Raw genomic sequence first — 20,418 nt, 5'->3', positions numbered from 1 at the left:
GCGGGACTACGTACCGAGCCGCCGCGCGCCCTCGACCAGCTCGCCCAGGTCGGCGGCGGCCGCGAACCCCAGCCGGAGGTAGTCGCCAGGAGCCTCCGCGGCGAAGTATTCACGGCCCGCGCTGACGATCACGCCCCGCGCCCGCGCCGCCTCGACGGCGGCGTGGTCGTGGCCCGTGCTCATCCGCACCCACAGGTGCAGCCCTCCGGCGGGGACCCGTCCGGGCACCCAGCCGGGGACCTCGCGGGCCAGCGCGGTGACCAGCGCGGCGCAGCGTTCGCGCAGCGCGTTGGCGAGCGCGCGCAGGTGCCGCTCCCAGGCCGGGGCGCTGAGCAGCTCGACGGCCGCCTCCTGGAGGGGGCGCGCGATGAAGAAGTCGTCGACCCGCCGCATCGCGCGCAGCCGTTCCATCACCGGCCCCCGGGCGACGACCGCGCCGATGCGCAGGCTGGGCGAGGCGGGCTTGGTCAGGGAGGTCACGTGGACCACGGTGCCGTCGCGGTCGTCGGCGACCAGCGCGCGCGGCACCGGCGCGCCGTGGCCGAGATGGCGCGCGAAGTCGTCCTCGACCAGGAAGGCGCCGGCCGCGCGGGCCACGTCGACGACCTGCCGGCGACGCTCGGGCGACAGCACGGCGCCGGTCGGGTTGTGGAAGGTCGGCTGGCAGTACAGCAGCCGGGCCCCGGTGGTGGCGAAGGCGTCGGCCAGCAGGTCGGGCCGGACGCCGTCGCCGTCCAGTGGGACGGGTACGGGCCGCAGCCCAGCCGCGCGGGCGGCGACCAGCGCGCCCGGATAGGTGGGCGATTCGACCAGGATCGGGCTGCCGGGCGCGGCGATGGCCCGGAACGCCATGGAAAGGGCGCTCTGCCCACCGCTGGTGATCAGCACGTCGTCGGCGCCGACGTCGCCGCCGGCCTGCCTGGCGAAGATCGCGCGCAACGGCGCCAGCCCCGCCGTCGGCGCACGGTCCCACGCGTCCGGACGGCGCGCCGCGCGTGCCAGAGCGGCGGCCAGCGCCTTCGTGGGCTGCAGGGAACGGTGCAGGTAGCCGCCGGCCATCGTGATGGCGCCGGCGGGCGGCGGGCCGAGCAGCTCGGCCTCCGACAGCGCCGGCATGCTGCGGTCCGCGAGCACCACCGTCTGCCAGGAGGTGTCCGCCACGCCGTCGGCGGACCGGTCGCTCGGGCTCCGGCGAGCCGCGACGAAGGTGCCGCTGCCCGGCCGGGTCACCACCGCTCCCTCGGCGGCCAGCAGGGCGAAGGCCCGCGTCACCGTCACGGGGCTCACCCCGTGGCGGCGCACCAGGTCGCGGGCGCTGGGCAGCCGGTCGCCCGCGGCCAGCCCGGCGATCTCCGCCCGCAGGCTCGTGACGAGAGCCTGAGTAATGTTACTCTCTGACATGAGAGACAAGAGTAACGCTTTCGCCTTCACCGAGGAAACACTTCAGAGCCTGCGCGGCGACACCCCCGGCTGCGCGTCGGTGATCCACTTCAACAACGCCGGCTGCGGCCTGCTGGCCAGGCCGGTGCTCGACGCGATGCTCGACCACCTGCGCCTCGAAGCGGCCATCGGCGGATACGAAGCGGCGGCGGCGCGGCAGGCGGAGATCCGCGACTTCTACGCCGCGACGGCCGGGCTCATCAACTGCTCCCCCGAGAACATCGCCTTCGCCGGGAGCGCGACCGACGCCTACACCAGGGCGCTGTCCGCCATCCCGTTCGAGCGCGGCGACGTCATCCTCACCACGCGCAACGACTTCATCTCCAACCAGATCGCCTTCCTGTCCCTGCGCAAGAGGTTCGGGGTCGAGATCGTGCACGCCCCGGACCATGCGGACGGGAGCGGCGTCGACGTCGAGGCGATGGCGGGGCTCATGCGCTCGCGGCGCCCCGGGCTCGTCGCCGTGACGCACGTCCCCACCAACTCCGGCCTGGTCCAGCCGGTGGCCGAGATCGGCCGCCACTGCCGCGAGCTGGAGCTGCTGTATCTCGTGGACGCCTGCCAGACGGTCGGCCAGTACGAGATCGACGTCGAGGAGATCGGCTGCGACCTGCTCACCGCCACGTGCCGCAAATTCCTGCGCGGACCGCGCGGCTCGGGCTTCCTGTACGTCTCCGACCGGGTCCTGCGCGCCGGCTACGAGCCGCTGTTCATCGACATGTACGGCGCCCGCTGGGTCGGGCCGCGGCGCTACCGCCCGGTCGAGACCGCCGCCCGCTTCGAGGACTGGGAGTTCCCCTACGCGGCCGTGATCGGCAGCGCGGTGGCCACCAGGTACGCCCTCCAGGTCGGCGTGCGCCGCATCGCCGAGCGCACTCCCGCCCTCGCGGCCCGGCTGCGTGACCGGCTGGCCGGCATCCCCGGCCTCCGGCTCCTCGATCGCGGCACCCGGCTGGCGGCCCTGGTCACCTTCGAGATCGAAGGCCGGCGGCCGCAGCCCTTCAAGGAGGCCATGGACGCGAAGGGGATCAACTCCGCCCTCAGCTTCCGAGAGTTCGCCCAGTACGACTTCGGCGACAAGGACGTCGAGTGGGCCCTTCGCCTGTCACCGCACTACTACAACACCGAGGAGGAAGTGGACCGGGTCGCCGCCGCGGTCGGCGAGCTCAGCGTCGCCGGCGCCCGGGGCTGACATGGGGCGAGCCCGTGCGGGCTCGCCCCGGCCCACGCTCAGAAGTACGTGGGCTGACGGGGGGTGTAGTGCTCCTCCAGCGACGTGATCTCGTCCTCGGTGAGCCCGACGTCCAGCGCGGCGACCGCGTCGGCCAGGTGTCGCGGCTTCGTGGCGCCCACGATGGGGGCGCTGACGACCGGGTTCTTCAGCACCCAGGCCATGGCCACCCGGGCCATCGAGACGCCACGCGCCTCGGCGATCCGCTGGACCGCCCCCACAATGGCCTTGTCGCCGTCCAGGAACAGCGGGCGGCCCTGCCGGTCGGTCACCTTTGCCGACGCCGACCGCGCGCTCGACGAGGACATCGACGCGGCCTACCGCGCCAAGTACCGCCGTTACAGCGCGAACGTCGTCGGCAGCGTCGTCAACCCCGAGGCTCGTGCCGCGACGATCCGGCTCGCGCCCGGTTCCTAGTCAAGCAAACGCTTGGTAGAGTCGGTGCGTGCTGCTCGCCGACAAGGTCGCGGTCGTCACCGGGGCGGGCCCCGGGCTGGGGCGCACCCTGGCGCGCCTCCTGGGCGAGGAGGGCGCCAGGGTCGTCGTGGCCGCCCGCACCGCGGCCACGGTCGAGCGGACCGCCGCCGAGGTGCCGGGAGCCCTGGCCGTGCCCGCCGACGTGACCAGGGTGGAAGACGTACGGCGGCTCGCCGACACCGTGATCGACCGGTTCGGCCGGGTGGACGTGCTGGTCAACGCCGCCTTCCCCGGTTCGCACCGCAGGAACGTGCTCGACATGTCCGCCGGCGACCTCGAAGCCTGGCGCGCGGCCGTCGAGACCGGCGGCTACGGCACCCTGCTGGCCTGCCGGTTCATCGCGCCGCACATGGTGGCCCGGCGCTCCGGCTCGATCGTCAACCTCACCTCCATGTCCTCCCGCACGGGCTACGCGGGCCGCAGCGACTACGCCGCGGGCAAGGCCGCCGCGCACCTGCTGTCCCACTGCCTGGCCGACGAACTCGGCCCGTACGGGGTGCGGGTGAACTGCGTGGCCCCCGGCTGGATCGCCAGTGAGGCGCTCGACGACTGGATGCGCACGCGGGCCGCGGCGGAAGGCGTGACGTTCGAGGAGATCCTCGCCCGCGACGTCTCGGCGATGGCGCTGCGCCGCGTCGCCACGGAGGAGGACGTGGCCCGCGCCGTGGTCTACCTCGCCTCCGACCACGCCAAGGCCGTCACCGGCGCCACCGTCGACGTCAACGGCGGCCAGCTCTTCACCTGAAATGTGATCTTGCCGGCCGCCCCGGAATTGATCACACTACGGATCAGGCGAAGCTCGGCGTCGAACGAGGAGCATCTCGATGACCACCCCTTTGACCTGGCTCGTACGGATAGGTGCCGCGTGCGTCCTGGCCGCACCGGCGCTGTGGCCCGGCGCCGCGTCGGCCCTGGCCACGACTCCGGCGCCGCTCCAACCACTGAGCCTGACGGGCCTCGACCTGCGCGCCGGGTCCGACCCGTACACCGTGCCGCTCGCGGCCGAGTACGAGCAGGTGGGCATCGGCGGGGCGCTCAGCGGGACCGACCGCGTCGCGCTGCCCGGCGGCGAGGACCCCGCCTGCGCCGCCCGGGCGGCCTATCTGCCGCGGGTCCCGGTCCGCTCCTGGTTCTGCTGGAACACCGGCGCCCAGGGCGACAAGGACGACCTCCCGCACTCTCCCTGGGTGCCCCAGGGGCTGGCCACCTCGGGCGAGGCCCAGCTCGACGGCACCCCGATCGGCGCCGACCACAGGGCGCTCATCACCAGCTGGGTCTGGCTGAACTCGCCCGACCCGGACAACCCCGACTACCGCACCAACTCCGTGAACCTGTCGGTGGTCGACCTCGACGACCGCCGCTACCGCAATGTCCTGCCCGTGTGGGTCGACGCTCAGGGGAAGCTGCGGCGGATCTACGGGCACGGCGGCGGCCTGGCCTGGTACGGGCCCTACCTGTTCATGACCTCCAGCACCAACTGGAACGGCTACGCCGGCCCCGACTCCACGTACAACACCATCCGGGTGTTCGACACCCGCAAGATCTACCGCAAGCGGGACGGCAGCGGCGGCGACTACCGCTACGTCATCCCCGAGGTGCGCCACTACATCACCCCGATCCGCCTGGACTACGTCTCCCTGGACCGCCACAGCTCCGGCGGCGCCACCCTGATCGCCGGCACCTACAAGGCCTCCAGCGGCTCCTCGGGCTCCCCGGCCGGCACCAAGCTGGTCCGCTACCGCTTCCAGCCGCCTCCGGACGGCGACTACCGGCTCGTCAACGCGCCCACGCAGGCCTGGGTGTCCACCGTCCCGGCCGACCCCGCCGACGCCATCAGCGACGTGCAGGGCGTCCAGGCCGACGGCGACCTCCTCTACCTCAACATGGCGGCCGGCGCGCACCCCGGCCCCGACCCCAGGAGACGCTTCGCCACTGTGAACCTCGGCGCCTCCCCCCGGACGATCAGCGCCCACACGAGCTGGGCGTACCGGCCTGAGGACCTGTCGCAGTGGTACGCCACCGGCGAGCTGTGGGGGCTCACCGAAGGCGAGGAGGAACGGGTCGTCTTCTCCGTCGCGATCACCGACGTCGATCCCGGCTGAAGCCGCCTTTCAACGCCGTTCCAGAAACGGCTGCCGGCGGCCTGCCCCGGCGAAATCTTGATAATTCCGGATTAACGACATCGCCATCCGCCGGGCGTCCCGGTGGAAGAACCGTCGTGAGTCTGCTGGGGTGGGTCGAGGAGGTGACCGATGCCCCAGGACAGACCGATTCTCGTCACGGGCGCGGCCGGCAGCGTCGGAGCGGTCGGCCGGACCGTCGTGGAGACGCTGCGGCGTCAGGGGCTTCCGGTCCGCGCGCTGGTCCGTCGCGAGGACGAGCGCGCCGAGGCGCTGCGGGCCACGGGCGCCGAGGTCGTCGTCGCCGACCTGGCGCGCGCCGCCGACGTCGTGCCCGCCGTGCACGGGGTGGGCCGGGTGTTCTTCACCATGAGCGTCTCGCCGTCGTACCTGGAGGCCGCCGTCACCATGGCGACCGTGGCCCGCCAGACCGCGGGCATCGGGGCGTTCGTCACCCTCTCGCAGATGACCGTCTCCGGGATGACCACCACGAGCACCGAGGAGTCACGCCAGCAGCGGCTGCACTGGCTCGCCGAGCAGGCGCTCACGTGGTCCGGGCTGCCGCTGGTCGTCGTCCGGCCCACGGTGTTCCTCGAACATCCCTTCTTCACCCTCTTCGCCGCCGCCTCCATCGCCGAGCGGGACGAGATCCGCCTGCCCTTCGGGGGCGCGCGGACCTCGCCGGTCGCGGCCGGTGACGTGGCGGCCGTCGTCGCGGCCATCCTGGCCGCCCCGTCGCCGCACGTCGGGAAGGTGTACGAGCTCACCGGGCCGCGTTCGGAGGACATGAACGCCGTGGCGGCGGAGTACTCCGAGGCCCTGGGGCGGCGCATCACGTACGCGGACGTGTCGCTGGAACAGTGGCTCGAAAAGGACCTCCGCAAGGCGAAGCTGCCGGACCACCTGGCCGACCACATCATCGCCATGGCGCACCTCCACGCGCGGGGCCGCTACGCCCGCCACACCCGCGACGTCGAGACGATCACCGGGCGGCCGGCGACGAGCGTCAAGACCTTCGTCGCCGGCCACGCGGCCCTCTTCGGCGGCGCCGCAAGCCCCACGGCCCGGAGGTAAACCGGTTGTCCCCGGCGGTCCCCGGTCGCGATCATCGATGAATGCCGCAGACCGCACTGGACCGGGCACGCGACCTGTGGGCGGGGGGTGAGAGCCGCCGCGGGTGAGAGGTCATGACCTCAGGGAGTCCAGGTGGGCGGCCAGGACCCTGGTGGCCCAGTCAGGGTCGGTGGCGGGCGAATCGTAGACGAGGTGGGCGGCCAGCCCGTCGAGGAGCGCGTGCAGGCGCAGGGCCTCCAGCTCCACGTCCCGGTCCGGCGACAGGTCGACGCCGTTGTCGAGCTGACCGATCATCCACCGGCAGGCGTCGCGCAGAGCCCGGTGGGCCTCGGCCCGCGGGCCCTTGAGGGACTCCTCGGCGTTGGCGGCGCTGAACAGCGCCAGCCAGACCTCCATCTCCGCGCGCCGCCCCGCGTCCAGCGGCAGCAGCTCGCGGGCCACCGCCTCGACGGCCTGCCGGATGGTCGGACGCGGCGGCAGCGCGGCGACCCGGGCGCGTACGCGGGTGAGCACGAGCTGCATGGCGAACACCAGCATCTCCCCCTGCGTCGGGAACACGTGGCGCAGCGACCCGGCGGACACGCCCGCCTCGGCGGCGACCGCGCGCACCGAGGCGTGCCCGACGCCGTCCCGCATGATCACCCGCCAGGCCGCCTCGGCGAGCTCCTGGCGTCGCCGTTCATGATCGATGAGCTTGGGCACAAGCTTTATGTTAGCTCACCCGTGCTAGCATAATTGTCTATGGCAGCACAGTCGCACCAACAAAAGGCTGTCCCTCTCCCCCTCCGCCTGCTCGTCCCCGCGTTGATCGTCCTGCTGGCGCTCTACGTGGCCCTGCCGGTCGCGATGGCCGTCGACCGCGGCTCCACCGGCGCCTCGATCATGCGTGACAACCCCGCCCTCGACCCCGCCGACCTCGGCTTCGCCGTCAACGCGGCCCTCGTCTACACCTTCGCGCTGCACGCCGTCAGCGCCGTGCTCGCCGTCTGGTTCACGGTCAAGGCGCTCAAGGCCCGCCGCTGGGCCCGCATCGCCCTCACCGGCTACCTGGTCCTGGCCACCCTGGGCAGTTTCGCCTCCGCGGCGGCCGGCCCCGAGTACTACTGGGCCGTCATCCCCACCGACGCCATCCAGCTCGCCATGATCGCCGCCCTCTGGCTCCCCGGCCCGGCTCGCCGATTCTTCGCCGTCAGCGGTCACCGGGAAGGGCGAGGCGGGTGAGAAGCCTGGTTCGCACCGGGTCGTCGCCGGGGCGGTCGATCTCGTCGAGGACGTCCAGCCCGGCCTGCCACGCCTGCCGGGCCGCCGCCTCGTCACCGGCAGATCGGTGGGTGTCACCCAGGTTGACCAGGCACGTCACCTCCTCCATGCGGTCCCCCGCCTCCCGGAACAGCCGGACGGCCTGCCGGTAGCGGCTGACGGCCCGGTCGTGGTCTCCGGAGCGGTGGTAGGCGTAGCCCAGGCTGTCCAGGGCGGCCGCCCGGCCGTACGGGTCGCCGAGCGACTCGTACAGGGCGACGGCCTGCTCGCAGTGGTCGATGGCCTCGCGGTGGTGCCCGAGGGCGGCGTGCTCCCAGCCGACGGAGTTGAGGATGTCGGCCGTGCTGCTCTTGTCGCCCAGGCCCCGGTACAGTTCGAGCGCCCGCTCGGCGTGGGCGAGCGCCTCGCCGTGGCGCTCCTGAGCGCTGAAGACCATGGTGAGGCTGTGGTGCGCCCGGGCCTGGAGCGCCGGGTCGCCGAGCCTGGTGGACAGGTCGAGCGCGAGATCGAGATGGGCGCGGGCGTCGTCGTACCGGCTGAGCCGCAAATGGGTGCGGGCGATGGTCTGGAGCGCCCGGCACTGTGCCATGAGGTCGCCCTTGTCCCGGGCCGCCTCCAGGGCGGCCTGCTGCGTGGCGAGGATGTCCTGCCAGCGCCCCTGGCGGTTGAGGAAGTCGGCCAGCGACCAGGCCAGCTGCCAGGCGTGCGCGGTCAGCCCGGCGTCGGCGGCCCGCCTGACCGCCCACAGCAGCACCTGGTTCTCGGCGGCGAGCCAGCCGGCCGCCTGCTGATGATCGTGCAGGACGACCCGGACGGCCCCGGGGGCGGGGGGTTCGGTCAGCTCGATCGCCCGCCGGTTCGGGTAGAAGAGCAGGGCCGCCGCGTGCGCGGTGTGCAGGTAGTGGTCGAGCAGGCGGCGCAGCGCCGCGTCGCGCTCGGCCTGGCCGTCGGCGTACGCCTGCTCGGCCGCGTAGTCGCGCAGCAGGTCGTGGAGGGCGAAGCGGCCGGGTGCAGGCTCGGTGACCAGGTGCGCGCGGACCAGCCCGGCCATGGGCCGCCGGACCTCCGCGCCCATGAGGCTGGCCGCGGCGGGTGGCGGGAGGTCCGGCCCCGGGTGCAGGGCCAGTAATCGGAACAGCCGGGCCGCCTCCGGCTCCAGCGCACGGTACGAGGCGGCGAACACGGTCCGCAGGTCCGCCGACAGCTCACCGGCGTCCAGCGCGTCGAGCCGAGTGGACTCCGCGCGCAGCTCCTCGGCCAGGGACCCGAGCGGGAGCCGCGGGCTCATCAGGGCGCGGGCCGCGATGATGCTCAGCGCCAGCGGCAGCCCGGCACAGCGCTCCACCAGGGCGGCCACGGCCTCCGGCTCGGCTTCGACCCGCTCGGACCCCAGATGGTGGCGCAGCAGCCGGCGGGCTTCGGCGTCGTCGAGCGCGTCCAGCGGCACGTGGCGGGCGTCGTGGCCGGCGATCAGCCCGGGGAGCTGGTTGCGGCTGGTGACCAGCACGGTGCAGGAGGGCGTGCCCGGCAGCAAGGGGACTACCTGGGCGGTGTCGCGGGCGTTGTCGAGCACGATCAGCAGGCGCTTGCGGGCCGTCAGGCTGCGGTACAGCGCCGTCTGCTCCTCCTGCCGCTGCGGGACGGCGGCGGGATCCGCGCCGAGCGCGCCGAGCAGCAGTCGCAGGGCCGTCTCCACCGGCATGGGCGCGTTCCTGGCGTCGAACCCGCGCAGGTCCAGGTAGATCTGCCCGTCCGGGAACCGGTCCACGTGCCGGTGCGCCCAGTGCAGGGCCAGCCAGGTCTTGCCGATGCCGCCGTACCCGCCGATGGCTGAGATCATCGCGACCCGGTCCGTGCCGTCGCCGGTCAGCGCGGCGTCGAGCGTGGCCAGCTCGCGCGGGCGTCCGACGAACACCGGCGGCGGCGCCGGCAACTGGCGCGGCACCACGACGGCGGCGGCGGGCGCGGGCGCCGGGGCGGCCTCCCCGGAGGCGGGCGCCACGCCGGCCGTAAGCATCTGGTGGTGCAGGAGCCGCAGGTCAGGGCCGGGGTCGACGCCGAGATCGGCGGCCAGCCGCTTGCGGATCCGCTCGTACTGCCGGAAGGCCTCGCCCTGGCGGCCGCTGCGGTAGAGGGCGAGGATCAGCTGGGCGGCCAGGCGTTCGTCCAGCGGGTGCTCGGCCGCCAGCGACTCCAGGGTGCCGAGGAGGGCGGCGTGCCCGCCGCCGCGCAGCCGTACGTCGTGGTAGGCCAGGCGCGCGGCCAGCCGCTCGCCCTGCAGGGCGTGCCGCTGCTCCCTCGCCCACGGGGTGTCCAGGTCGGCGAAGGGCTCGCCGCGCCACAGGTCCAGCGCCTGCTCGTACAGGCGCGCGGCGGTGGCGTCGTCGCTCTGGCGGGCCCGGTTGCGCAGGTCGCGGAAGCGGTGCAGGTCCACCGCGCTCTCGTCGGCCCGCAGCAGGTAGCCGCCACCGCTGCGGCGGATGCCGCCGTCCCAGGCCGCCGGCAGGGACGTACGCAGCCGGGACAGGTAGCTCTGCAAGGTCGCGGTGGGCCGTTGCGGCGGGGACTCCCCCCATACGCAGTCGGTCAACTGGTCGAGGGAGACCGGATGGTTGACCTTTACCAGCAGCGCCGCCAGCACGCTTCGCTGCCTGGCCGGGCCCAGCTCGATCGCCTGCCCGTCGGCCCAGGCGCAGATCTCGCCCAGCACGCCGAAATCGACTCGTAGCACGCTTCCGTCAACCCTCCAGAGACCGGCTCATCATCCGGGGCCCGTGCCCCGTCTTGAGCGCCAAAGGTGCCGGCGGTCAGGAAGATGCTCGCACGCCGCGGGGCGCCCCGCACATCGCGGCGTGAATGGAGCAAAGAGGCCGTGTGCTCTGGGTAGTTATACTCGGTACATATACCGCAATATGGACAGATTTCCCCCGAATCAATGCCGATGACCCCGGCGCCGTGGTGAGGGGATGGGATGGGCGAACAGCGTGCGCAGGGTCCGCGAACCACGTGGGCGGACCAGGTCTCCGAGGAGCGAAGACGGCTGCTCGCGGAGGTCGGTGACGATCTGTGGGGGATCGAGCTCCTGCGGTTCGCGATCCAGCAGGCGGTGGCCGATCTCGCGGGGCTGGGCGGCATGGCGCACCTCGGCAGTCCCGGCCATGGCGGCGGGCTGCGCCTCGTCGTGACCAGCGGGCTACCCCCCGCACTCACCCACGCGTGGGAGCGCGTCGACGGCAACGACGCGCTGGCCCCGGCCCGCGCGTTCCGGGACGCCGCGTTCGTCCGGGTGCCCATGGCGCCCGCCGTGCCCCGGCAGGGCCCCACCACGCCCGGAACCCGCTTCTGGCCGACCGGCGCGGCGATGACGGCCGTCCCGCTGCTCGGCCCCGGCGGGCCGATCGGCGCGCTGTCGATCGTGACGGCCTCCTCGTACGAGCCGTCGCCCGGGCAGCGGGCCTTCCTCGACACGCTGGGCAGGTGGGCGGGCGAGCGCCTGAGCAGGACCAGCGCGCCCCCACCCGGCTCGGGGCTCGCGGGCGGGCAGAGCCGGTCCACCGCCTCGCACCTGTCGCAGAATCTGGAGACCGTCGGGACGTGGGAGTGGGACATCAGGACCGGGGACGTCATCTGGAACGACGCGATGCTCGCCCTCCTCGGGATCGAGCCGGGCACCTTCGACGGGCGCATCGAGACCTGGACGGCCCTCGTCCATCCCGATGATCTGCCGTGGGTGCTGGCCGACATCGACGAGGCGATCCGCACGGGCAGGATGCACAGCAGCGAGTACCGGGTGTGCCGCATGGACGGGACGCCCGCCTGGGTACGGGCCCGCGGCCGGCTGCTGGTCGACGAGAACGGCGACCCGGCGCGCATGGTCGGCACGCTGTGGGACATCACCAAGACCCACGACGACCTGGAGGCGATCGCCGGGCTGCCGGCGGGTCATACCGAGCGCGCGGCCGTGGAGCGCTCCTCCCGCATCAAGGAGCTGACCAAGGCGCTGGCCGAGGCGGTCACCGTGCGGGACGTCGTCGACGCCTCCGCCGAGCACATCCTGCCGGCGTTCGGCGCCGCCGGTCTCATGGTCACCTTCCTGGAGGGCGACCATCTGCGGCCGGTGGGGTTCACCGGGTACTCGGAGGAGTTCGTCGAGCGGGTGTCCCGGATACCCGCCGGCGGGGGGCTCCCGATCGCGCAGGCCCTGCGGGAGCGCACGCCGGTGTTCATCAACTCCGTGGAGGAGTACATCGAGCGCTACCCCACGACGGCCGACCTGCCGGCAGCGAGCGGCAAGCAGGCGTGGGCCTTCCTCCCGCTGGTCGCCTCGGGACGCCCCGTCGGCAGCTGCGTCGTGTCCTTCGCCGAGCCGCGCCAGTTCACCGGCGAGGAGCGCAACCTGCTCCTGACCCTCAGCGGGCTGGTCGCCCAGGCCATGGAACGGGCCCGGCTGTACGACAGGGAGCACACGCGGGCCCAGGAACTGCAGCGCGGGCTGCTCCCGCGCGGGCTGCCCGACCTTCCCGCGGTCACCGCCGCGGCCTGCTACCTGCCCGCCGGCAAGGACATGGAGGTGGGCGGCGACTGGTACGACGTCATCCCGCTGTCGGCGGACCGCGTCGCCCTGGTCATCGGCGACGTCATGGGGCACGGCGTGGCCGAGGCGGTCACCATGGCCCGCCTGCGCACCGCGGTGCGCACCCTGGCCGACCTGGAGCTGTCTCCGGACGAGCTGCTCTCCCACCTCAACGACCTGGTCAGCGAGCTCGGCGACGACTTCTACGCCACCTGCCTGTACCTGGTCTACGACGCCACCACCCGCTCGTGCGTCGTCACCCGCGCCGGCCATCCCCCGCCCGCCGTCGTCCACCCCGACGGCACCGTGCACTTCCCCGCCGCCGATCCGAACCCGCCCCTCGGCGCCGCCACCCCGCCCTTCGACACCGTACGGATCGAGCTGCCCGAAGGCAGCCTGCTGGTGCTCTACACCGACGGCCTGGTCGAATCCTCCACCCTCGACGTCGACCAGGGCATCGCCGACCTCGCCAGGGCGCTGGGCGACACGGTCCCCGGGATCCCGCCCCGGGCGCCGTGCCCGCACCAGGACGGGGATGCGCCGGCGCTCCACTGCGCCAGGTGCCTGGAGTCCCTGTGCGACAGCCTCACCGCCACCCTGCTGCCCGGCAGGCAGGGGACCGCCGACGACGACGCCGCCCTGCTGGTCGTGCGCACCCACGCGCTGCCGAGCGACGACATGGCCACCTGGCCGCTGCCCGAGCACCCCAAGGCCGCCGGCGAGGCCCGCGAGCACGTCCGCGCCCAGCTCAGCGTCTGGCACCTGGACGACCTGTCGATGACCACCGAGCTGCTGGCCAGCGAGCTGGTCGGCAACGTCGTCCGGCACGCCAAGGGCCCCATCCACCTGCGCCTGCTCCGCACCGACGTGCTCACCTGCGAAGTCTCCGACGGCAGCCTGACCACGCCCCGCATCCGGCGCGCCGCCGAGACCGACGAGGGCGGCCGCGGGCTCCAGCTGGTCTCCGCGATCTCCCATCGCTGGGGCACCCGCTACACCGACTCCGGCAAGTGCATCTGGACCGAGCAGCACCTCCATCCCTCCCCGGACGGCTTCTAGCCGTCGGTTCCCCTCGAAGGCCCGCCGTCGATCCGGGCATTTACGAGATTCGATTTGTTTGTTAATAAGGTTTATTAACGAATAGATCGGCCCAGAGAGGTACCCATGGCGCGCTCTCGGCTCATCCTCATCCTGCTGTCGGCCTGCGCATTACTGGTGAACGCCGGAGGTGTGGCGCTGGGCGTGTCCGCCGCCGCACAGGCCGCGCCGGCGACGACCGCCCTCACGGGATACAAGATCCAGTCCTCGGCGAAGGTGTCCGACACCGGGGCCGCGATCTCCACACCCGGCTACGCGGCCACCGGCTGGTACCCGGTCGGCCCCCGCTCGACCGTGCTGGCCGGGCTGCTGCAGAACAACGTCTACCCGGACCCGTTCTACTCCACGAACATGCAGTCGATCCCGACGGCGGACTTCGACGTGCCGTGGTGGTACCGCTCCGACTTCACCCTCGGCGACGAGTCCGGGTTACGGACGTTCCTCGACGTCAGCGGCGTCATCTCCAGCGCCGACGTGTGGGTGAACGGCACCCAGGTCGCCACCGCCGCCCAGGTGGCCGGGGCCTACACCAGGAACGAACGCGACGTCACCGCCCTGGTGCATCCGGGCGTCAACTCGGTGGCCTTCCGCGTCAACCCGAACAACCCCGGCAACCACCTCACGATCGGCTGGATCGACTGGGTGCAGTTGCCGCGCGACGACAACATGGGCATCTTCCGCGACGTCCTGATCAGGCGCAGCGCCGACGTCTCGCTGCGCGACGCGCACGTGATCACGAACCTGGCGGTGCCCGCGCTCGACCGCGCGGACCTCACGATCAAGGTCGACGTCCGCAACGCCTCGGGCAGCGCGGTGAACGCCACCGTCAAGGGGACGATCGGCTCGCTGGAGTTCTCACAGGACGTCGCGCTGGCCGCGAACCAGACCAAGCGGATCACCTTCAACCAGACGCTGACCGGCCCGAAGGTGTGGTGGCCGCACACGATGGGCGCCCAGCCGCTCTACGACCTGAACCTCACGGCGACGACCGGCGGCGTGGAGAGCGACACGCTGACCCAGCGCTTCGGGGTGCGCAAGGTGGAGTCGGGCAAGAACGCCAGTGGCCGCCGCTACTACAAGATCAACGGCAGGCCGATCCTGATCAGAGGCGGCGGCTGGTCCCCCGACATCTTCCTGCGCAAGAACCTGGGCTACCTGGAAGACAGGATCCGCTACGTGAAGGACCTCGGTCTCAACACGATCCGCGTCGAAGGCCACCTGGACACCGACGAGCTCTACGACCTGGCCGACAGGTACGGCATCCTGACCCTGCCCGGCTGGGAGTGCTGCAACAAGTGGGAAGGCTCGTTCAGCAGCTCCGACTACCCGATCGCCAAGGCTTCCATGCAGGCGGAGGCCACCCGCTTACGCAACCACCCCAGCGTGATCTCGTTCCTGATCGGCTCGGACAACCCGCCGACGGCCCAGAAGGAGACCAACTACCTCGACGCCCTCACCGCGGCCGAGTGGCAGCTCCCGATCGTGCCCGTGGCCTCCGACAAGTCCAGCCCGCAACTGGGCAACTCGGGCATGAAGATGACCGGCCCGTACGACTGGGTGCCGCCGAACTACTGGTACAACAAGCGCGAAGGCGGGGCGTTCGGCTTCAACTCCGAGACCGGCGCGGGCCCTGACGTCCCGACGCTCGACTCGCTCAAGCGGATGATGACCTCCGCGCAGATCGACTCGCTCTGGAAGAGCCCGAGCGCGACGCAGTATCACCGCTCCCCGTCGAGCACCTTCAACAACCTGACCATCTACCACAACGCCCTCAGAGGCAGGTACGGCGTGCCGTCCGGGCTCACGGACTACGTGAAGAAGGCACAGCTCGCCCAGTACGAGGCGGTCCGGGCGCAGTTCGAGGCCTACGGCCGCAACTTCACCGACTCGAGCAACCCGTCCACGGGCGTCATCTACTGGATGCTCAACAGCGGCTGGTCCTCGCTCCACTGGCAGCTCTTCGACTACTACCTGGACCAGGGCGGCTCCTACTGGGGCGCCCGCGAGGCCAACAAGCCGCTGCACGTGCAGTACTCCTACGACAACAAGTCCGTCGTCGTGGTCAACTCCGGCGTCTCCGCCGCCTCGGGGCTGACCGTCAGGACGGACGTGTTCAACATGGACGGATCCGCCAAGTACACCAACACCTCGACGGTCAGCGTCCCCGCCGACGGGGGCAAGGCCACCGCGGTGACCGTTCCGTCCATCAGCGGTCTCTCCACGACCTACCTGGTACGGCTGACGCTGCTGCGCGACGGCCAGGAGATCGACCGCAACGTCTACGCCCTGTCCACCTCGGACGACGTGATCGACTGGGACAACAACGACTGGTACTACGTACCGACCTCCAGCTACGCCAACCTGACCGGCCTCAACAACCTGGCCCAGACCCCGATCACCGCCACCGCCGCCACCCCCTCCCCCGGCACGGTCACCGTGACGGTCAAGAACACCGGCACCGGCGCGATCCCCGCCTTCATGCTGGACGCCGACGTGGTGGACGCGGCGGGCAAGCCGGTGCTGCCGATCCAGTGGTCTGACAACGCGATCAGCCTCTGGCCGGGGGAATCCAGGACCCTCACCGCCACGTACCGGGCCTCCGACCTGACCGGCGCGCCGAGCGTGCGGGTGGCCGGGTGGAACACCGCGACGCTCACCGTCCCGACCGGGCCGCCCGACACCGAGAGCCCGGCCGCGCCCGGCAACCTGCGCACCACCGGCAAGACCTCGTCCAGCGTCTCGCTGGCCTGGGACGCCGCCACCGACAACGTCGGCGTCACCGGCTACGACGTCTACAACGGCACCGCCCTGGCCACGACGGTCACCGGCACCGCCGCCACGGTCTCCGGCCTGGCGGCCGGCACCTCGTACACGTTCACGGTCAAGGCCCATGACGCCGCCGGCAACGCCTCCGGCCCGTCGAACGCCGTCACCGAGACCACCGGCAGCGCCCCCGTCGTCTACCAGGCGGAGGACGCGACGATCTCGCAGGGCGTGGTGGAGTCCAACCACGCGGGTTACACCGGCACGGGGTTCGTGAACTACGACAACGTGACGGGCAGCTACGTGGAGTGGACGGTGAACGCCGCCGCGGCCGGGCCGGTCACGCTGGAGCTCCGCTTCGCCAACGGCACCACGGTGAACCGGCCGATGGCCGTCGCGGTGAACGGCGCCCCGGTCACCCGCGACTTCAACGGCACCGGCGCGTGGACCACCTGGCAGACCGTCACCCTGACCGCCGACCTCGTCCAGGGGGTGAACAGGATCAGGGCCACGGCCACCACGGCGAACGGAGGCCCGAACGTCGACCGCCTCTCGGTGGGCTGACCCCACGACCGGGCGGGCGGCGGCTCAGCCGCCCGTCCGGTGGCGCTCGGCCCGCAGCCGGAGCACCTCGGCGGTGCTCTGGTCGGCGGGCAGGAACGCCTCCAGGTGGAGCTCGGCGAGCGTCACGTCGGTCGCCGTCGCGAACGAGGTCAGCGTGGTGATGAGGCGCAGCTCCCCGTCCGCCGAGGCCAGCCGCATCGGCACCGAGAAGCCGAGATGCTCGGGCCCGACCGGCGTCTGGGGGACGTACCCGGCCAGCTCGGAGACGAAGTCGTCGAGGCGCGGGTCCGGGCTCCGGCGCGCTCGGGCGCGAAGGTTCTCGATAATGTGCCGCCCCCATTCGCCCAGATTGCGCACCCTGGGGGCCATCCCGTGCGGATGGAGCATGAGCCGCAGCATGTTGACCGGCGGTTCGAGCAGCTCGGGCGACGCGCCCTCGGTGAACACCTCGACGGCGTCGTTCGCCGCCACCACCCGCCCGTACGGCGCGATGACGAGGGCCGGATACGGCAGGTGCCCGTGCAGGATCTGGTCGAGGGCGGCGCGGACCGGCCGCAGCGCCGTCTCGTCCAGGCCCGATTCGGCGAACACCGGCGCGTAGCCGGCCGCGGTGAGCAGGTCGTTGCGCTCCCGCAGCGACAGGCCGAGCGACTCGGCCAGCCGGACCACGATCGCCCGCCCCGGCCGCGAGCGGCCGCTCTCGATGAAGCTCAGATGGCGTTGGGTCGTGCCGGCCAGCACGGCCAGTTCGAGCTGGCTGACCCGGCGGACTCCGCGCCAGCGTCTCAGCTCCGTGCCGACGCCGTTCTCCCTGATGGTGCTGCTCACCGCTCCGTTCTACCCGGTCGCCACGACAGCCGGCGATTCCCTCGGGGGAATTGCCGGGCGCCACGGCCGCTCCGCACCATCGTGCCCACTGATGGAGAACGGAAAGGACCTGTGATGAAGAGCTACCGCCTCGTTCCCGGACGCGGTCTCGCCGGGCTGACGCTCCACGACCTCGACGAGCCCGAACCCGGGCGCGGGCAGGTCGTGGTCAGGATCCGCGCGAACTCCCTCGGGTTCCGCGACCTGCGGGTGCTGTCCGGAGACTATCCGCTGCCGGTCACCCCCGGCGTGGTGCCCGGCTGCGAGGGGGTGGGCGAGGTCGTGGCGGTCGGCGCGGACGTCACCCGGGTCAGGCCGGGTGACCGGGTGGCGGCCACCGTCTTCCCGCGCTGGCTGGACGGCCCGTTCCGGCGCGAGGACGCCGCGCAGCTCGGCACCATGATCGACGGCGTGCTGACCGAGTACGCGCTGCTGAGCGAGGACGGCGTCGTGCACCTCCCCGAGCACCTGTCGTACGAGGAGGCCGCGGCGCTGCCGCTGGCGGCGGTGACCGCGTGGAACTCGCTGACCTCCGGCGGCGCCCCGCAGGCCGGCACGACCGTGCTGACCCTCGGGTCGGGCGCCGTGTCGCTGTTCGTCCTGCGCTTCGCCAAGCTGGCCGGAGCCCGGGTCATCGTGACCACGTCCAGCGCCGCCAAGGCCGAGCGGCTCAGGGCGCTCGGGGCGGACGAGGTGATCGACTACCGGGAGCACCCGTCCTGGTGGAAGGAGGTGCACGCGCTGACCGACGGCCGGGGAGCCGATCGGGTCGTCGACGCCACGGGGCCGCTGGAGCAGTCGCTGCGGTCCGTCGCCGCCGGTGGCGAGGTCGCGTTCGTCGGCTACTGGCTGTCCGGCACCGCGGGGGCCGCACCCGTCGACCCCGCGACCCTGTTCATGGCCGGTTCGGTGCTGCGCCGGATCGCCACCGGCAGCCGGGCCCACTTCCTGGAGCTGAACCGGGCCGTCACGGCGCACCGGCTGCGTCCGGTGATCGACCGGGTGTTCCCGTTCGACCAGGTTCCGGACGCCTTCGCCTACTGCGAGTCAGGCGGCGGCTTCGGCAAGGTGATCGTCAGCCACGCCTGACCCGCCCGCTCAACCGGCCGTCCAGATGCGGCTGCGCAGGTCCATGCCGCGGATGACCTGGACGCGGAAGGGTTCGAGGCGCAGGACGTGCAGCTTGGGATCGGCGGGTGAGCGCCAGAAGTTGCCGAGGTCGTACCCGGCGCCCCGGGGGCTGGTGGCGCGGTAGAGGTCCCACACGCGCCGCCGGACGTCCGGCTCGTCCACCCACGCGGCCACGGCGTCGACGGCGACCGAGTCGTTCCCCGGCCTCCAGTAGGAGAACGAGGTGTGCGGGTTGCCCGCGAGGTGGGCCGCCTTGACCGGGGTCCGGTAGGTGGCCAGCCAGCCCAGCGGCCGCCCGTCCACGTTCTCCCAGATGGGGATGAGCACCCGGGTGCGCGGGCGGTTCCTGGCGTCCACCGTGACCATGGTGGCGTACACGGTGGCGCCGATGACGGCGCCGAACTCGGCCTCGATCTCGGCGAAGGACGTGATCGTACGGGTCATCTGCCCGCGCCCTTCCGCAGGCCGAAAGCGCTGACCACGACGGCCAGGGCGGCGGCGACGATCGGCACGGCGAGCGCGGTGCGGTACGCGCCGAGCAGGTCCCCCGCGTCCGCCACGGCGACGATCACCGTGGTGCTGGCCGCGAGCCCGAGCGCCGCGCCGAACTGGAAGGAGGTGTAGAGCAGCCCTCCGGCCAGGCCCTGCTCGCTCTCGTCGACGCCGTCGGTGGCGACGATGGTGAGCGGGCCGTACGCGAGGGCGAACGCCACCCCCAGGAGGATCATGGTGGGGAACATCGCGAGGTAGACGGTGTCCGTGCCGATGGGCAGGAACAACACGTACGAAAGCACCGCGAACAGCAGCCCGCCCAGGATGACCTTCGCGTTGCCGAAGCGGTTGACCAGCCACGGGGTCAGGGTCGGGGCGAGGATGGCGTCCGCGCCGACCGCGAGCATGGCCAGGCTGGTCTGCATCGAGGTCCAGCCGCGCAGCTCCTGGAGATACAGGACGGCGATGAACTGGAAGCCGAAGAAGGCGCCGGCGAACAGCAGCCCCGCGAGGTTGGCGCGGACGAGCGGCGCGGAGCGGAAGATGCCCAGCCGCACCAGCGGCGCGGCGGAGCGGCGTTCGATCACGAGGAAGAGCCCGGTCAGGGCCAGCCCCGCGCCCAGCGTGCCGGCGGTCCACCCGGCGCCCACGTGGGCGGCGCGCTCGACGCCGAGCACCAGCAGCATGATGGCGGCGGTGATGGTGACCGCGCCCATGACGTCCAGGCTCTGTCCCTGGGAACGCTCCACCGGACCGGCGGGGATCAGCGGCACCGCCAGGACCAGGATGATCAGGGCCAGCACGGCGGGCGCGAACAGCACCCAGCGCCAGTCGACGGCGGCGAGCAGCCCGCCGAGCACCAGCCCGAGGGAGAAGCCGCCGGCGGCGGTGCCGGAGTACACCAGGAGCGCCTGGTTGCGCCGCGGCCCCTCCTCGAAGCTCGTGGTGATGATGGACAACCCGGCGGGGGTCATGACCGCGGCGGCGACGCCGGCCACGAAACGGGCGGCGATGAGCATCCAGCCCTCGTCGGCCAGCCCGCCCAGGGCGGAGACGACGAGGAAGATCGCCAGCCAGGCCAGGAACATCCGGCGGCGGCCGAACAGGTCGGCCGCCCTGCCGCCGACCAGCATGAACCCGCCGTAGCCCAGGACGTAGGCGCTGATCACCCACTGCAGCTCACCCGTGGACAGGCCGAGGTCGGCCCGGATGGCGGGCAGGGCCACGTTGAGCATGGCGACGTTGATCCCCTCAAGGAAGATCGCGCCGCACAGGACGAACAGCATCCCCCAGGCCCGGGGCGTCATGCGCAACGAGGGTGGGGAAGA

16 protein-coding genes are annotated in these 20,418 nt (G+C 72.4%); 9 read left to right on the top strand and 7 right to left on the bottom strand.

What is annotated here, in order from left to right:
* Positions 1-6: 6 nt before the first annotated feature.
* The gene (locus ABZS69_RS41075) at positions 7-1,401 is read right to left on the bottom strand and encodes a PLP-dependent aminotransferase family protein (RefSeq protein WP_355381872.1); all 1,395 of its coding nucleotides are present in this window, start codon (positions 1,399-1,401) and stop codon (positions 7-9) included.
* On the opposite strand from ABZS69_RS41075, the gene ABZS69_RS41070 reads away from it, so the two are divergent.
* The gene (locus ABZS69_RS41070) at positions 1,400-2,632 is read left to right on the top strand and encodes an aminotransferase class V-fold PLP-dependent enzyme (protein WP_355381869.1); all 1,233 of its coding nucleotides are present in this window, start codon (positions 1,400-1,402) and stop codon (positions 2,630-2,632) included. The genes ABZS69_RS41075 and ABZS69_RS41070 overlap by 2 nt on opposite strands.
* Positions 2,633-2,670: 38 nt before the next feature.
* Here the strand turns inward: ABZS69_RS41070 and ABZS69_RS41065 are convergent, their stop codons facing one another.
* The gene (locus ABZS69_RS41065) at positions 2,671-2,979 is read right to left on the bottom strand and encodes an aldo/keto reductase (protein ID WP_355381867.1); all 309 of its coding nucleotides are present in this window, start codon (positions 2,977-2,979) and stop codon (positions 2,671-2,673) included.
* Between ABZS69_RS41065 and ABZS69_RS41060 the strand changes: the two genes are divergently transcribed.
* The 4 genes from ABZS69_RS41060 to ABZS69_RS41045 all read left to right on the top strand — a co-directional run bounded on the left by ABZS69_RS41060 (position 2,894) and on the right by ABZS69_RS41045 (position 6,342).
* Positions 2,894-3,088: a DUF2255 family protein gene (locus ABZS69_RS41060; RefSeq protein ID WP_355381865.1), complete on the top strand. Its 195-nt coding sequence runs from the start codon at positions 2,894-2,896 to the stop codon at positions 3,086-3,088. The genes ABZS69_RS41065 and ABZS69_RS41060 overlap by 86 nt on opposite strands.
* A 28-nt stretch (positions 3,089-3,116) precedes the next feature.
* Positions 3,117-3,893: an SDR family oxidoreductase gene (locus ABZS69_RS41055; RefSeq protein ID WP_355381863.1), complete on the top strand. Its 777-nt coding sequence runs from the start codon at positions 3,117-3,119 to the stop codon at positions 3,891-3,893.
* Positions 3,894-3,972: 79 nt separating this feature from the next.
* The gene (locus ABZS69_RS41050) at positions 3,973-5,250 is read left to right on the top strand and encodes a hypothetical protein (protein ID WP_355381861.1); all 1,278 of its coding nucleotides are present in this window, start codon (positions 3,973-3,975) and stop codon (positions 5,248-5,250) included.
* A gap of 150 nt (positions 5,251-5,400) precedes the next feature.
* Entirely contained in the window at positions 5,401-6,342 is a 942-nt protein-coding gene (locus ABZS69_RS41045) for an NAD(P)H-binding protein (protein ID WP_355381859.1), read from the top strand.
* 111 nt (positions 6,343-6,453) lie between these two features.
* Here the strand turns inward: ABZS69_RS41045 and ABZS69_RS41040 are convergent, their stop codons facing one another.
* Positions 6,454-7,044 (bottom strand): TetR/AcrR family transcriptional regulator, encoded by a 591-nt coding sequence (locus ABZS69_RS41040; RefSeq protein ID WP_355381857.1) that lies wholly within the window; start codon positions 7,042-7,044, stop codon positions 6,454-6,456.
* 39 nt (positions 7,045-7,083) lie between these two features.
* On the opposite strand from ABZS69_RS41040, the gene ABZS69_RS41035 reads away from it, so the two are divergent.
* On the top strand, positions 7,084-7,563 hold the full coding sequence (locus ABZS69_RS41035; protein WP_355381855.1) for a hypothetical protein: 480 nt from the start codon (positions 7,084-7,086) through the stop codon (positions 7,561-7,563).
* Here ABZS69_RS41035 and ABZS69_RS41030 read toward each other — a convergent pair.
* Positions 7,532-10,333, bottom strand: a complete 2,802-nt coding sequence (locus ABZS69_RS41030; protein ID WP_355381853.1) for a BTAD domain-containing putative transcriptional regulator — start codon at positions 10,331-10,333, stop codon at positions 7,532-7,534. The two genes, ABZS69_RS41035 and ABZS69_RS41030, sit on opposite strands and share 32 nt — an antisense overlap.
* Before the next feature lie 240 nt (positions 10,334-10,573).
* Between ABZS69_RS41030 and ABZS69_RS41025 the strand changes: the two genes are divergently transcribed.
* Together ABZS69_RS41025 and ABZS69_RS41020 are read left to right on the top strand one after the other, a co-directional pair.
* On the top strand, positions 10,574-13,234 hold the full coding sequence (locus tag ABZS69_RS41025; RefSeq protein WP_355381851.1) for a SpoIIE family protein phosphatase: 2,661 nt from the start codon (positions 10,574-10,576) through the stop codon (positions 13,232-13,234).
* Positions 13,235-13,339: 105 nt separating this feature from the next.
* Complete coding sequence (locus ABZS69_RS41020; protein WP_355381849.1) at positions 13,340-16,600, top strand: fibronectin type III domain-containing protein; 3,261 nt, start codon at positions 13,340-13,342, stop codon at positions 16,598-16,600.
* A 24-nt stretch (positions 16,601-16,624) separates the two neighbouring features.
* Here the strand turns inward: ABZS69_RS41020 and ABZS69_RS41015 are convergent, their stop codons facing one another.
* The gene (locus tag ABZS69_RS41015; protein WP_355381847.1) at positions 16,625-17,428 is read right to left on the bottom strand and encodes a helix-turn-helix transcriptional regulator; all 804 of its coding nucleotides are present in this window, start codon (positions 17,426-17,428) and stop codon (positions 16,625-16,627) included.
* Between the two features lie 114 nt (positions 17,429-17,542).
* Here ABZS69_RS41015 and ABZS69_RS41010 point away from each other — a divergent pair, with 114 nt between their 5' ends.
* Positions 17,543-18,556, top strand: coding sequence for an NAD(P)-dependent alcohol dehydrogenase (locus ABZS69_RS41010; protein WP_355381845.1), 1,014 nt, complete (start codon positions 17,543-17,545; stop codon positions 18,554-18,556).
* 9 nt (positions 18,557-18,565) lie between these two features.
* Here ABZS69_RS41010 and ABZS69_RS41005 read toward each other — a convergent pair whose 3' ends face one another.
* Together ABZS69_RS41005 and ABZS69_RS41000 are read right to left on the bottom strand one after the other, a co-directional pair.
* Positions 18,566-19,042, bottom strand: a complete 477-nt coding sequence (locus ABZS69_RS41005; protein WP_355381844.1) for a pyridoxamine 5'-phosphate oxidase family protein — start codon at positions 19,040-19,042, stop codon at positions 18,566-18,568.
* Positions 19,039-20,397 carry an MFS transporter gene (locus ABZS69_RS41000; RefSeq protein ID WP_355381842.1) on the bottom strand — a complete coding sequence of 453 codons (1,359 nt, stop codon included), beginning with the start codon at positions 20,395-20,397 and terminating at the stop codon, positions 19,039-19,041. The genes ABZS69_RS41005 and ABZS69_RS41000 overlap by 4 nt, the downstream gene beginning before the upstream one ends.
* Between the last annotated feature and the right edge of the window lie 21 nt (positions 20,398-20,418).

Origin of the sequence: Nonomuraea sp. NPDC005650 (genome assembly GCF_040605375.1) — a bacterium.
GTDB lineage: Bacteria > Actinomycetota > Actinomycetes > Streptosporangiales > Streptosporangiaceae > Nonomuraea.
This window is presented reverse-complemented; position numbering and strand designations above follow the sequence as displayed.